Origin of the sequence: Anaeromyxobacter oryzae (assembly GCF_023169945.1) — a bacterium.
Lineage (GTDB): Bacteria > Myxococcota > Myxococcia > Myxococcales > Anaeromyxobacteraceae > Anaeromyxobacter > Anaeromyxobacter oryzae.
Genome location: NZ_AP025591.1, coordinates 4,852,948 through 4,867,367 on the forward strand (window position 1 = coordinate 4,852,948; position 14,420 = coordinate 4,867,367).

At 68.8% G+C, this 14,420-nt stretch carries 4 protein-coding genes; all 4 read right to left on the minus strand.

The annotated features are described in order from the left end of the window. Positions 1 to 284: 284 nt before the first annotated feature. The 4 genes from AMOR_RS21265 to AMOR_RS21280 all read right to left on the minus strand — a co-directional run bounded on the left by AMOR_RS21265 (position 285) and on the right by AMOR_RS21280 (position 13,961). The gene (locus tag AMOR_RS21265; RefSeq protein ID WP_248353843.1) at positions 285 to 3,083 is read right to left on the minus strand and encodes a multiheme c-type cytochrome; all 2,799 of its coding nucleotides are present in this window, start codon (positions 3,081 to 3,083) and stop codon (positions 285 to 287) included. A gap of 701 nt (positions 3,084 to 3,784) precedes the next feature. Further along, positions 3,785 to 6,706 carry an OmcA/MtrC family decaheme c-type cytochrome gene (locus AMOR_RS21270; RefSeq protein ID WP_248353845.1) on the minus strand — a complete coding sequence of 974 codons (2,922 nt, stop codon included), beginning with the start codon at positions 6,704 to 6,706 and terminating at the stop codon, positions 3,785 to 3,787. 674 nt (positions 6,707 to 7,380) lie between these two features. Then, on the minus strand, positions 7,381 to 10,317 hold the full coding sequence (locus AMOR_RS21275) for a cytochrome c3 family protein (protein ID WP_248353847.1): 2,937 nt from the start codon (positions 10,315 to 10,317) through the stop codon (positions 7,381 to 7,383). 704 nt (positions 10,318 to 11,021) lie between these two features. Further along, a complete protein-coding gene (locus AMOR_RS21280) occupies positions 11,022 to 13,961 on the minus strand; it encodes an OmcA/MtrC family decaheme c-type cytochrome (protein ID WP_248353850.1) in 2,940 nt (979 codons plus the stop codon). Between the last annotated feature and the right edge of the window lie 459 nt (positions 13,962 to 14,420).

Below are 14,420 nucleotides of genomic sequence, written 5' to 3' on the forward strand. Positions count from 1 at the left end.
GTGGCGCACGGCTCCCGACCGCTCAGCAGGTGGTCTTCATTGCGCAATTCGAGCGGGCGACGCTTCACGCGTGCGCGCTCGTGCGGAGGCCGGGCGAGAGTGGGTGAAGCCGCGCGATTAACGTTAGCGCGGCCGACGTCGCCGCCTCGCGCTAGCTGCCGCGCGCGTGCGTTCCGAGCGACCCGAGAAAGCGCGAGAGCCCTGCGAGCGGAAGCGCTCGCAGGGCCCTCGGTCATTCCGGTGAGCGAGACGGGACGGAGCCCGCCCGTGCTCGGGTCAGCTGACTACTTCAGGACGCCGCCCGTCTTCAGGTCCGCGGTCGTCTTGTCGAGCACCGTGGTCGTGGTGGCCGGCGCGACCGGGACCAGGCGGTACCCGAAGTCGGCCGTGTGCTGGTCGAACGCGTTCAGACCAGCCGCATCGTCCTTGTTGATGAACTTCGCGCGGTGGCAGCCGCCGCAGGCCCTGGAGCCGGCGCCGGTGACGACGGACGGGATCCCGGAGATCGCGCGGGTCTCGCCCTTGAGCACGTCCTTGGACGCCGACTGGATGCCCGGCAGCGACTTGCTCTCGGGCTGAGCCTCGTACGTGCCCGGGTTGTGGCACGACTCGCAGCTCAGGGTCGTGAAGTTCGGGTACGTCGAGCCGATGTGGGCCTCGTACTCGAACGCCTGGACCGTGTTCGCGAAGTCCACGTTCTGGATGTCGAACGCCTGGAACGAGTGGATCGAGTGGACGTACGAGTCGATGGACCGGGACTGCATCTCGAGGTGCCCGCCGCCGCTACGGACGGTGTGGCACAGGCGGCACGCGACCACGCTGCCGCCGCGGTTCTTCTCGGAGGCGGCCTCGTGGAACGTCGTGGCGAGCGCGTCGTGGCACTTGTTGCACTTCGCCACGCTGACGATCGGCGCGTAGAACGAGTCGGCGAAGGCGTTCGCGGCGAGGTCGAACGTCCGCGTGACCGAGTCGAGCGCCATCTCGGGCCCGGTCAGCGCCGGGCTCGGGGCGGCGGCGGGGAGGACTGCCCACGTGGTCGTCGAGGTCATCCACGGACGGATGCCGATCTCGACGCGGCGGATGTCGCCGTTGCCGAGCTGCGTCGCCCAGGCGGTCGAGGCCGCGTCGAGGTCAACCGTGATGGACCAGGTACCGGTGGACTGGCCATTCGTGACGAGCGTGACGCCCGTCTTGGTGGCGCCGCCGAGGTCGAGCGAGAAGTAGCTCTGCGCCCAGTCCTTGGTGTCGAACGCGTACGGCCCGATCATCAGCTGCGGGTCGATGTTCGAGATCGAGTAGCCGTCGGTCGTCGTGCCCGTGATGGTGAAGTTGATCGTGAGCGCCTTGGTGGTCGAGTCGAAGGTGGCGCTCGTGATCGCCGCCTTGAAGATGTCCGCCCACCGCGCGCCGCTCGCCGTGTAGATCTTGGCGTCGTAGCCGGTGTGGAGATCCGAGAACAGCGGGGCCTTCGTCACGCCGTCCCACGGCGCGACCCAGGTCGCGTTGTGGCACTCGTTGCACTGCATCTCGGTGATCGTCGGGGGAGTCGCACCATCGGACTCCAGCAGGACGCCCTTCACCCAATCGATGTTGTGGTAGGCAGGCGCGAGCTTCGGCGCGCGCTTCGGATCCTCGCCGTTCACGCCGACGTAGAGGTGGCAGGTCTTGCAGGTGTTCCCCGTGAAGTTCGCGTCGGTGAGGATCCGATCGAGCTTGCCGGCGTGGCAGGTCGCGCAGTTCCCCATCGACTGCGGGTAGAGGAACTCCTTCGCGTGCGAGATGTGCGTATCGGACATGGTGTTGGCCGTGTACGCGTACGTCTCCTCGTCCGCAGGCGACCAGCAGAGCTCGCCGCCGCAGACGGCGCCCTGGGCCTCGAGGGCGGCGAGCCGCGCCGGATCCTCGTAGGCCATCGCCAGGTTGAAGTCCACGCCGCCGCGCTGATCGGTGTGGCACGCCTTGCAGGCGACGAAGTCGGACAGGCCGGCAACCTTCGCCTGGCGGTAGCCGTGCTTCGCGTACTCCTTGCCGTGGCAGGCCTCGCACGCCGAGACGTTCGCGGTCGAGGTCCAGGGGATCGTCCCGAACTGCTGCGCGACGCTGACGGTGTTGTCGGGCAGGAAGTAGTGGCCCCCCGGCGGGACGACCGACTTGTCGGCGAAGTAGAAGTAGAAGAACCCGTTCTCGGTGGCGGACTTCGGGTCGAACTTGACGCCCGTCGTGACCGACTTGAACTGGCCGTTCGCGACGAACGTGGCGGCCTTGAGGGTGGCCGCGGTCGCCGTCTCGAACCCGCTCGTGCCGGTGTACCGGGTGAGCGAGAGACGCTTCTGGCCGAGGGCGGCGTAGTCCGCGGCGGTGAGGGCGACGCCGCTCTTCTTGAGCGTGAACAGGACGGTCACGTCGAAGCCGGCCGTCGCGTTCGGGGCGCTCGTGACCGAGTCGATGGTCGCGGTGAGCTTCGTCGCGTCGACGTAGGTGTTGTAGATGTTCTGGTGGAGCGACTTGCCCTCGCCCGCGTGGCAGGTGTTGCACTGCTCGACGGGCTGGGTGGTCGTGCCGGCCAGCACGGGCTTGTGGCAACTGTCGCACGCGACGGCGAGGCCCGCGCCCTGGAGCGCAGCACCGTGGCACGCGCGGCAATCCATGTCGTGCTTGTAGTACGCCGGGGCGTGCTCGGCCGGGCTGGCGTAGTTCGGGTGGCCGGTGGAGCCCGACACCGTGTCGAACTGCGCGACGAGGTACTTGTCGGCCTTGCCGGTGACATCGCACGCGGCGTCGCCGGAGCAGTCGCCCGCCCAGCCCCAGAACCGGTAGGTGGGGTCGGTCACGGTCGCGGTCAGCGTGACCTTCGCGTCATACGCGAACGTCGCGGAGCACAGCGCGTGGCCGCCGGCGCCGCAGTCGATGCCTGCGGGGTTGGACGTCACGTACCCGCCCTTGATCGCGAGGCCGGGGTTCGCGGCTGCACCGTTGATGGACTGGCCGTTCTGGACGACGACCGTGAACGTGCCCTCGGAGACGCCAGGGTCACTGCCGGTGCCGGAGCTCTTGGCTCCGCCCGAGCAGCCTGCTGCGGTCACTGCGCCCAAGAGCGCAAGTGCCAACGAGACACGACGCATGTGTATCCCCTCGAGATGGTCGCGCATGCGCGACCTGTTCTGTTCTAGACGCCGGGTGCCCAGCCCTGCGTCAAGATGGCTGCGTGGCCGTGCCAATGACCGGGCGGGCTCTCCGCAAGACTCGTACCCGACGGCCTCACACGGAGATTGCGTATTTGTGCGACTCCGGATGGGGGAAAACACGCAGGGTTGCGACGGATTGGCATTCACCCACGGTGATTGACGCTGGGTGCGACAGCCAGATGCTCGAGCCGCCGCCGCTCGAGCGGAAGTCTTTGTGAAGCTTGGCCATTCCGCGCGTGGGACGATACCCGGTAGGACGCCGCCGCGCGTGCCCGATTGCGCGCGTCAAACCGGCGAAATCGAGCCTCGAGCATGCGGCGGAGCGCGCGCCGGGAATTCTAGGTGTCCATACGGTCGGATGGAGCCTCGGTCGGGCTCGCCGGCGAAAGCTCACCGCGTACGCAAACGGGGCGTGGGAGTTTTCAACCGCGATCTGGGGCATCCCACTCAGGGCGACACGTAGTCGCGCGGCCGATGGTGCCTGGTCGATGACGCGCGCCGAAGCAGCTCGCGCCAATGAAAAGGGGCGGGCCCGAAGGCCCGCCCCGTGAAGCTTCGGCTACCGGGAGCGCGGACGCTCCCGGCAGGCCGTCAGGCTGCTAGTGCACGTCGCCGATCGGCATCATCTTGCCGGCACCGTGGCAGTCGAGGCAGGTCTCGTTGAGCGTCACGAGGCCGTTGCTGCGAGGCTGGTAGATCTGGCCGAGGTTCTGCTCCATGTGGGCCACGGCGGTGGTGCTGTCGTGGCACGAGAAGCACGCCGCGGTGATCGGGGAGATCACGAGGGTCGTGCCCGCCGCAGGGGTGATGGCCCCCGTGGCCTGCGCGTAGGAGAAGCCGGAGCCGTAGCTCACGCCCAGGGTGACGTACGGCGACGTCCCGGCGCTGGCCGAGATGGTCCCGGTGGCCACCGTGCTCGGGAGCAGGCTCCCGAGGGCAGCGGCGGAGGCGGGGGCCGTGAAGTCGTACGTGCCGGCCTCGTGGCACTGCTGGCAGTTGTTGAGCTGGCCCGGGTAGGCGACCTCCCAGAACATGGCGCCCGCCGTCGCCTCCCACGTGAACGGCGTCGTGCGCATGCGCGCGGCGTGGATGCCGTGGATGACGTCCTTCGAGTTCACCGCCCAGCCACTATTGACCCGGTTGGTGTTGTGGCAGAACGCGCAGGTGGGACCGTCGTTCCGCTGGCCGACGTGGAAGTTCGGGGCGACGCCGAGGAACCCGTGGCACGCGTTGCACTTGTCGTTGCTCACGATGGCGCGCCGCGGGGCGTAGCCGTTCGCCGTCTTCCACGCGTTCGCGATCGGGACGATGAGGCCGCCCGACTTCGTCGTCGTGTTGTACGGGTACGCGGCGAGGTCGATCTGCGTGATCGGCTGGTTCGCCGGCAGGTCGTACGCGTACCCGAGGCCGCAGGTGAGGATCGCGGACGACGGGAGGACGCGCTGACCGGTGAGCGTGACGACGTAGTAGCCCGCGTCCGCGCCCGTGCCGTCGGCCATCGAGCCGGCGCCGGTGCCGTTCCGGATGGCCTTGATGCTGACGCCACCGGCGACGTTGAAGTCGACCGGCGCGGCGATGCCGTCCTGCGGCACGGAGTACGCGCAGTAGGCCTGCGAGGAGCCGACGAAGCCGGTCATCAGCTCGCCGCCCGGCGCGTTGAAGACCACCGGCGCGCCGTCCTTGAGGAAGCGGAACGTCAGGGTCGGACGCAGCACGCCATTCGCGTCGGCGACGGCCGCGACGCTCTTCAGGTCGTACGTGATGCGCGAGGCCCCGGGGGGCAGGGCGCCGACGGCGGCGATGTCCGCCGCGTTCGTCCTGGAATTCCCGCCGGTGGGCGTGTCGAGGATGTTGTTCGGATCCTTCGCCACGACGGGGACGTGGGCCGCAGCGACGTCAGCAGCGCTGTGGCAGTTCGTGCAGTCCGCCTCGACCGCCGGCGTGCCGCCCGTGTTGTGGATCGTGAAGTCCACGGTGTCGTGGCAGGAGCCGCAGGCGGCGCGGCTGGGGCGGGTCTTCCACTGGTTGCCCTGCGCCGTGTTGGGGTGGCAGATGCCGCAGTTCCGGAGATCCTGCGGGTACGTCGCCTCGCCGAGGCCGTCGTACACGGTCGGCGCGCAAGCGTTCGTGACCGTGCAGGTGCAGGGAGCAGCCACGGTGCACTGGGTCATCGCGGCGCCGGGCGCGCCGTACTGCCAGCCGACGGTCTGCGTGCCCGTCGTGACCTTCAGGAGCATCTCCTTGGCAGCGTGGATGCGGTGGATGAAGACGGACGAGGCCGCGATGGGGGTGCCGGCCGGCGCCGTGCCCGGGTCGCTGTTGGTCCGCTCGGTGGTCCGGGCCTGGTTGTGGCAGATGTTGCAGAACGGCCCGGCGATGCGGCCCGAGCTGTGGAACGAGGCCACGTTGCCCTCCGGCTTGAAGCCGGCGTGGCACGCGTTGCAGCCCGCGACCGAGACGATCTCGCGCTTGCCAGCCGCGCCGCTCGCGTCAGGGACGAAGTTGAACTCCTGGTTCACGGCCCGGAACGCCTTCCCGAGCGTCGAGGCGCTGCCGTTGCTCACCTGGATCCAGATGGTGTGCGTGCTCGAGAGCTTCGCCGTGTCCACCCGGTTCAGCGCCGGGGAGGTGTAGGTGTAGTCACCCAGGGCGTTCTGGACGAGCGTGGTCGGCGCGGCCGTCGTGCTGATCGCAGGGAAGTTGATCGTGCTGGGGTTGCCCGTGGCCGCGGCCGGCGTGAGGACGGCGTACGGCAGGGTTCCGGTGGCATCCGAGTCGACGCGGGCGAGCGCGAACCGACCGCCGGTCGGCAGGGCGATGGAGCTGCCCTGGTCGTCCTTCACCGTGAAGTTGAGCGTGAGGACCTTCGTGGCGCTGTCGATCGCGGCGCTGGTCACGTTGACGTTGAGGCCCAGGGAGACGGGAGGCGTCGGCAGCGGCCACACGTGGCAGGCGCTGCAGGAGACCGCGAGGCCCGCGCCCTGCAGGCTCGCGCCGTGGCAGCTCGTGCAGGCGAGGGCGCCAGGGACGCCGTTCACGAAGTCGGCGTACTTCGGCCCGTGCACGGCGCCGTCGGTCCAGTTCGGGTGACCGGTGCGCTGGCCCGCGAACATGGTGAGGACGTACTTGTCGGCGTTGCCCTCGAGCGAGCAGGTCCCGTCGCCCTGGCAGTCGCCGGCCCAGCCGAGGAACTGGAAGGGAAGATTGAACGCCGGGTCGGTCCCGGCCGCCGTCGCGGTCAGCACGACGGTCGTCCCCGCGGGGAACTGAGCGGAGCACGTCGCGTGCGGCGCGATGCCGCAATCGATGCCGGCGGGGGCCGAGGTGACGTAGCCGCCCGTGATCGCGAGCGACGGATTGGCCGGCGCGCCATTGAGGGCCTGGCCGTTCTGGACGGTCACCGTGATGGTGCCATCCTGCACGCCCTTGCCGCTGCCGGAGTCGGAGCTCTTGGCTCCACCCGAGCACCCTGCTGCGGTCACCGCGCCAACGAGCGCAAGTGCCAACGAGATACGACGCATGTGTACGCCTCCAAGTGGTCGCGCACGCGCGACCGTGTTCACTTTTGGACGCCGGGTGCCCAGCCCTGCGTCCGCATGTATCTCTGGCCGTGCCGATGAACCGCGGGGCGCCTGTCCGCAAGAGTCGTACCGGGTGGGCTCGCGCCGAACCGGCCGAGATCCCACGCGTTCGTGACACGCTGTGTGGCGTCGGTGGGCGAAATCACTCAGGGTGCGACCAATCGTCCGTCACCCTGAGTGATGCAGGGCGCGTCGACCAAACCGCAATCACTCCGAGCCAAGCGGCCGCCGATATATGTCTTTCCCAGCCAATGGCCGTCCAGCCGCCGCTCAGGCGTGTGCCGGCGCGCGCGCGGCAATTTGGCGTGGGGCAATCAGCAAGAGTGCGGCAGGGTGCGCAATATCCGAATTGGTGTAATCGCTGCGCGGGGATGGAGCACCGGTCACCCGCCCCAGACGGCGATCTCGGCCTAAGCAGGCGAGGCGATGCGTGATTTCAACCGCAAGCTGGGTCATCGCACACAGTGCGACAGCGAGCCGCGCGACAAACTGTGGTGGCGCCGCGTCGAAGGCGCAGGCGCAATTCCTGAGGTCCGGCGCGGGAAGAGCGCGCCAGAAACAAGAAGGCCCCCGCGGCGGACCGCGGGGGCCGGACTACTGACAGCGCTCAGCGACTACGGACGGTTCAGCGTGGCGTCGGTCGACGAGGCAGTGACCGTGAACGACGGCGTGCCCCCGAGGTCCTTGATCGAGTCGTAGACCAGCTGCATCACGTAGTACTCGTTGTGCGCCCAACCGCCCGGATCCTTGTTCATCCAGTGGAGGTTGTACCCGGCCTTCATGGCGTTCAGGTCGAGCTTGGCGCCCGTCGCCGAGCACCCGGTGGCCTTCTTGACCAGCACGTAGCCATAGACGCTGCCGTCGTAGCAGATGCCGGTCGCGTCCGCGCCGTTCGCCGCCTGGAAGGCGGTGAGGTTCGCCTGCGCATAGGCGTCGAGGGCGGCGAGGAGCTCCGCCTTCATGCTGGCGTACTCCTCCTCCTTCGGCGCGAGGGCGTAGTTACCGGCGTGGCAGCCGGCGCAGTACGTGAAGTCGACGCCGAACTCGTGCTTCGTGGCCTTCGGCTGGTGGCAGCCGGTACACTCGGCGCCGTGCGGCGAGCCGTGCGGACCGGGGGCGTTGCCGTTCGTGCCGGACTTCCAGAACGCCGGGAACGCCGTGTAGCTCTTGCCATCGTACTCGTACCAGGACTTGGCACGGGTCCCCATGACCGTGGCGGCCGCGCCGAGGTAGTGCGGGTTCACGAGCGTGGCGCTGAACGTCCCAGAGACCAGCCCCTTGGCGTCGACGCTCGCCTTGTTCTCGCGGGCCGAGTGGCACGTCCCGCAGACCGCGAAGCTCTTCGGGAGGTTGGCGGCGTCGAAGGACACCTCGCCACCGGCGCCGTTCTTCTGCGGCGGGAAGTAGACCTTGGCGACGTCGGTGCGGATGCCCTTCATGTCCGTGCCGTTGTACGTGTGGCACACGGAGCACTGGAACGCCGCGATCTTGTTGGCGTCGGTGATGACCGCGCTCGTGAGGGCAGCCGGCATCGTGGAGATGTACGCCTGGAAGCCGCCCTTGCCGCCGTGGCACTGGTAGCAGGCGCCCGAGGTGAAGCCCATCGGAGGCAGCGACTCGAGCGTCGTGGCGTTCGAGGCGCCGTGGTAGATGATGGCCGCGTACTTGGAGGCATCCTCGGCCGCGCCGAAGTGGCCGTTGAACGCGCGGTTGCCGTTCGGCGATGCGGTGAAGCCCTTCGCGACGAGGCCGGCGTTCAGGTCGGCGATGGCGTCGTACATGACCTCGATCGCGTAGCGCGGGTTGTGCGCCCAGGCGCCCTCGTCGTTGGTGGCGATGAGGAAGTTGTACGAGGCGCGGAGCAGGCGGGCGGTGAAGTTGGGCGAGTTCGTCTCGCCCGCGTACCAGGTACCGCCGGCGGCCGTGCACGTGGCCGAGTCATGGTATCCATCGCCGAGCGAGCAGGACGCGGTGGCGCAGATGCCGTCGCCGGCGATGCCGCCGTTCGCGCCGTCGTCCGCGTAGAACCGGTTCTCGCCGTCGAAGCAGACCTGCGTGCCAGTGACGTTCTTCGCGTAAGACGTGATCGTCGCGAGGAGCTTCGCGCGGAGACCGTTGATCTCGACCTTAACCGACCCCGGCACGCCGTCGCCGTCGATATCGCCCTCGAAGCCGAACTGGCGGGACTCCTCGAGCTCGGCGAACGTCCGCACCGGAAGCCCGGTGAGCTCGTCGTTGTGGCAGCCACCGCAACGCGCGAGGATCTCGGAATCCTTCGGGAGCTCGCCGGTGTGCGGGTTGTGGCAGGAGACGCAGCTGTTCAGGCCACCGTGCTCGTTCCGGCCCGTGTAGTTGTTCCTTTCGGCGGCGGTGTCCGACATCTGGGCACCCTTCCAGGTGCCGGCGGCGGCCGTACAATCGGCCTGCGTGTACTTGCCCGCAACCGAGCACGCGATGGAGTACTCGAAGTAGCTGCCCGCCTCCTCACCGTACAGCGTGGACGCGGCCGGGAGATAGTGCGCGCGGACGAGCTTGTTGTTGCCCGCCCCCGCGGTTCCGAGCGAGGCGTCGAGGTCCGTCACGCCGGTGAGCTGGGCATTGAGCTTGGCGACCTCGTACCCCGGACGCGCGCCGTCGTGGCACTGGGCGCAGAGCGCGGTGCTGGCGTCCAGGGTGAGGGTGTTGTTCACCGGGAACGACGTGAAGACGTGCTGCTTCGTCCAGGTGCCGGCGCCAGCGATCGGCTCCGTCACGGGGTTGTGGCAGGACGAGCAGAGCATCGTGACGCCCGGATCGGTCGTCGGGAAGGTCGTGTTGTCCAGCGTCGGCTTCGGCATCGTCGCGCTGAGCACCTGCGACGCCGTGCCGTCGGCGCCGGTGAAGTCGCGGAACGCCGAGCCGTTGTGGCAGCGCGCGCAGTCGCCCGAGTTGTGCGAGCCGAAGGCGCCGCCGAGCACGAAGTGTCCGCCGAGCGGCCAGCTGTGGCAGGTGGCGCAGGAGATCGCGATGCCCTGGCCCTGGAGGTTGGCGCCGTGGCAGCTCGTGCAGTCCAGAGCGCCGGCCACGCCGAGGGAGTAGTTGAGGTAAGCCGGCCCGTGGGCGGCCGGATCCGTGAAGTTGCCGTGACCCGTCCGCTGGCCCGCGAACATCACGACGATGTACTTGTCGGACGCGCCGGTGAGCGAGCAGGCGCCCTCGCCCTGGCAGTCGCCCGCCCAGCCGAGGAATAGGTAAGCCTGGCTGTTCGCCGGATCAGTGCCGACCGGCGTCGCCGTGAGGCTGACAGCGGTGTCGGCCGGGAACGTGGCCGAGCACAGCGCATGACCGGCGATGCCGCAGTCGATGCCTGCGGGCGTCGAGGTCACGTAACCGCCCTGGATCGCGAGCCCCGGGTTCGCCGGAGCACCGTTGATGGCCTGCCCGTTCTGGACGACGACCGTGAACGAGCCGCCGGGAACGCCCTTGCCGCTGCCGTCGGAGCTCTTCGCCCCACCGGAGCACGCTGCGGTCACTGCGCCCGTGAGCGCCAGTGCCAATGAGATACGACGCATTTTCTTAGCCTCCAGATGGCCGCGCACGCGCGACCTGTTCCGTTCCAGACGCCGGGTGCCCAAGCCCTGCGTCGAGATGTCTTGCCGTGGCCAAGCCGATGATCCGGCGGGGCTACTCCGCAAGAGTCGTACCCGGCGCCCTGAACGCGAACGTACCGAGATCCGCAGGTTTTGCTGACGGTGTTGGGGGAAATCACTCACGGTGCGACAGGTTGTCCTCGACCGAGAGTGATGCGGCCGGGGTGCGACGAAATGTCGTCGTAACCGTTGCGGCGCAAAGCAACTGACCGCCACATGTGGCGTTTCCGCTCGCGTAGGGAAATCCGTGCGGTTGGCCATGGGTGCGCCGATTGGCGCGCGGCAAAATGGGCGCAATCTTCCCGCGTGCGACCCGGAATCTCTCGAGCGTGAATAGCGCTGTCGATACGGCCGGATCGGACCACTGACCTGCCGGAGCAGCGCGCGATTCCTTCGACGAGCGAGCGATGGCGCGTTTTGAACCGGGAATGGGTTATCGCACCCAATGCGACATCGCGCCGCGCGGCAGATGTTCGCGTCTGTGGCGGCTTCTGCGGGCTCGAATGCGTCCTGACCGGGGTGCTCGCCGGCGAGCGCGCGCCAAGAAACGAAAAGGGCGGGCCCGAAGGCCCGCCCCGTGATTCCTCGGCTACCGGGAGCTCGGAAGCTCCCGGCAGGCCGTCAGGCTACTGCTTGTGCATCACCGAGATGGAGAACGTCGCGCCCGCCCCGTGGCAGCCGAGGCACAGCTCGGCGCTGGTGGCCGAGATGTTGGCGGTGCTGCGCGGCTGGTAGATCTGGCCGCCCTTCGCGGTGATGTGGGCCTTCGTCGTGCTGTCGTCGTGGCAGCCGAGGCAGGCCGCCGCGATCGGCGAGGTCACGAGCGTCGTCGCGGCCGGCGCGGTGGTCACGCCGGTCGAGCTGTTGAAGCTGAACCCGGCGCCGTAGACCGTCCCGGCCGTGACGTACGGAGACAGCGACGGGCCGGCAGCCGGCGTGCCGGTGGCGGCGGTGCTGAACAGCATGTTGTTCGCCGACGTCGTCGCGCTGAAGTCATAGCCGTTCGGCGTGTGGCAGGCCTCGCAGTTGTTGTGCTGGCCGGGGAGCTCCACGCCCCAGTAGCCGTCGGTGGCGGAGACCGCGTGCCAGCCGAACGGAACGGTGCGGACGCCCGTGCGGGTCGAGGTCGTCCCGTCCGGCAGCGTCACGCCGGCGATGGTGCCGGCGTGGAGGCCGTGGATGAAGTCCTTCGCGTTGCCCGCCCAGCCGTTGTTGTTCTGGTTGGGGTTGTGGCACCAGATGCAGGACTCGCCGTCGTTCCGGTTGCCGGCGTGGAACGTCGGCTCCGCGCCGAGGGCGGCGTGGCAGTTCTTGCACTTGGCGTTGTCGACGATGGTGCGGCGGCCGGTGAAGCCGGTCGCGACCATCTTCTGGTTCGGCGCCACGTTGACGAGGCCGCCGAGCTTGACGTTGCAGGGCGCGGCTGCCGTGCAGCTCACGTTGTTGTACTTGCCGGCGGTGAGCGCCATGTCGGTCGCCGCGAGGGTCCCCGTCAGGTCGACCTCGGTGAGCGGCTGCGTGGAGGTAAGACCGTAGGTGTAGCCGACGCCGCCGGTCAGCATCTTCACGCTCGAGAGGTTGGACGCGCCGGTGATCGTGAGCGTGTAGTACTGCGACGCGTCAGGACCGCTCATCGTCGTGGGGACCGCCGTGGCCGAGTATGCCGACACGCCGGCGAGGCAGGCCGCCTTCAGGTAGGCGCTGGCCGACCCGTTGAAGTCCACCGGGGCCGAGATGCCGTCCTCCGGCACCGCGAACACGAAGTAGATGCTCGGCGCGCCGACGAAGCCCGTGAAGAGCTCGCCGGTGCCCGCGGCCGGCGTCGCCGCCGCCTCGGGGCAGTTGTCGATGGCAGCCGGGGTGCCGTTCTTGAGGAGCCGGAACGTCATCGTGGGCTTGCCGTTCGAGTCGAGGCCAACCGACTTGATCTCGTAGGTGATCGCCGTGGCGCCGAGCAGCGAGACGTCCGCGCCCGCCGCCGGGAGGTAGCCCGCGTTCGTGTTGTTGTTGCAGCCCGCGGCGTTGTTGGCTGCGAGGCAGTTCGTCGCATCCGGCGGCGCGACCGGCACGTGCGCCGTGTCGATGGAGGCAGCGGTGTGGCAGCCGGCGCAGGCGGAATCATCCGACTGCGGGCCGCCGGCGTGCCCCGTGCCCGCCACGAAGTCGATGGCGTAGTGGCAGGAGCCGCACGCGGCCGCCGTCGGCCGCGTCTTGTACTGATCGCCCTGGGCCGCGCCGGCGTGGCACTGCTTGCAGTTGCGGACGTCCTGGGGGTACGTCGCGGTGGTGTTGTCGAAGATGGCGGTCGTGGGCATGCTCAGCTGCTCGGCCGCGTGGATCCGGTGCACGAACACCATCGCGTTCGCGATCGGATTGCTCGTCCGGGCAGGGTTGTGGCAGACGTCGCAGAAGTTCGCATCGACGCGCGCGCTGCCGTGGAACCCGTTGGCGACGCTGACGTCCGGCTTGAAGCCGGCGTGGCACTTGGAGCAGCCCGCGTTGGAGGCGACCTCGCGCTTCGTGGTGCTCGCCGTGCCCGTCGAGCCGGTGAAGTTGTACTGGAAGTTCACGGCCTTGAAGCCCTTGACGTCATTCGCGTCGGCGAGGTCGGTCTGCCGCGTCGCCTGGATCCAGAGGGTGTGCGTGCTGGCGAGGTTCGTGGTGGAGATCTTCGGCATCACCGCGCTGGTGAACGCGTACGTGCCGGCGTTCGTGCCGACCTCGGTGAGCGTACCGGCGGTCGAGGTCGCGCCAACGGCGGGCATCGTGAGCGTGCCGGGGCTGCCGGAGGCCGGGGTCAGGACCGCGTAGGGGAGGACCTGGCCGTCCGCGGCGGTGTCGATCCGCGCGAGCGCGACGCGCAGCGACATGAGGGCGTTCTGCGAGTAGACGCCCTTGATGTCGACCGGCTTGCCCTGGTCGTCCTTGAGGGAGAAGTTGACCGTGAAGGTCTGCGCGGTCTGGTCCACCGAGACGCCGGTGACCGTGACCTGGAGGCCCGTCGTGGAGGCCGGGGCGTTGTGGCACTTGCTGCAGCTCGGCGCGATGCCCGCGCCCTGCAGCTGCGCGCCGTGGCAGGTCGCGCAGTTGTAGGTGCTCGAGGTCATCGCCTCGGGCCCGTGCAGCGCCGGGTCCGACCAGTTCGGGTGGCCCGTGCGGGTGCCGCCGAACATGGCGAGGACGTACTTCGAGGAGTTGCCCGAGAGCGAGCAGGTGGTCTCGCCGGAGCAGTCGCCGGCCCACCCGAGGAACAGGTAGGGCAGATTGACGCTGGCGTCCGTCCCGGACGGCGTCGCCGTCAGGACGACCGGGGTGTTCACGTCGAAGTCGAAGGAGCAGACCTGCGTGGTGCCGACGCCGCAGTCGATGCCGGCGGGGCTGGAGGTCACCTTGCCGCCGACGATCGCGAGCCCGGCGTTGCCGTTCTGACCGTTCTGGACGGTCACGGTGAACGTCTTCCCGACGGTGCCCTGGGCCCCGCCGCTGGAGCTCGACTTGGCTCCGCCCCCGCAGCCTGTTGCAGCCATCGCGCCCGAGAGCGCGAGTGCCAACGAGATACGACGCATGTTTGTTGCCTCCAGGTGGCCGCGCACGCGCGAGCCGTGTTCTTCTTGTTCCGACGCAGGGAGCCCAGGCCCTGCGTCCGCCAATATCCCGTGGCCAAGCCGATGGAACTTTTGTCGCACCTGAGCAACATCCGTACCGACCGGGTGCGACCGTAAGGCATTGGAAATTCTGCCGCGCGGCAATTGGTGTCAGGCATGAGTGCTGGGGCATATCCCCCAGGCGATCCGGTGCATGGGTCTTCACTGACGGTGGGATTGAGCTCGTCTGTACCGGGTTCATGTGCCAGTCGGCTTCACCCACCGGCAACGAGGGACAGGGCGAACGAAGCTGTTGATGCGTAACGGAATTGTGACGCCGCCGGACGCGCCACGTCGCCGAGCGCGCGCTCCCGTACGGTGAGTCGATGAGGGCGGCGTCGCCCAGCTCGCAGACAAGATCGCTCAGTCGTTCCGGGCGGA

Bases quoted from the DNA above. Each gene is read 5' to 3' on its own strand.
- AMOR_RS21270 (WP_248353845.1), bottom strand. From the start codon at position 6,706: ATGCGTCGTATCTCGTTGGCACTTGCGCTCGTTGGCGCGGTGACCGCA.
- AMOR_RS21275 (WP_248353847.1), bottom strand. From the start codon at position 10,317: ATGCGTCGTATCTCATTGGCACTGGCGCTCACGGGCGCAGTGACCGCA.
- AMOR_RS21280 (WP_248353850.1), bottom strand. From the start codon at position 13,961: ATGCGTCGTATCTCGTTGGCACTCGCGCTCTCGGGCGCGATGGCTGCA.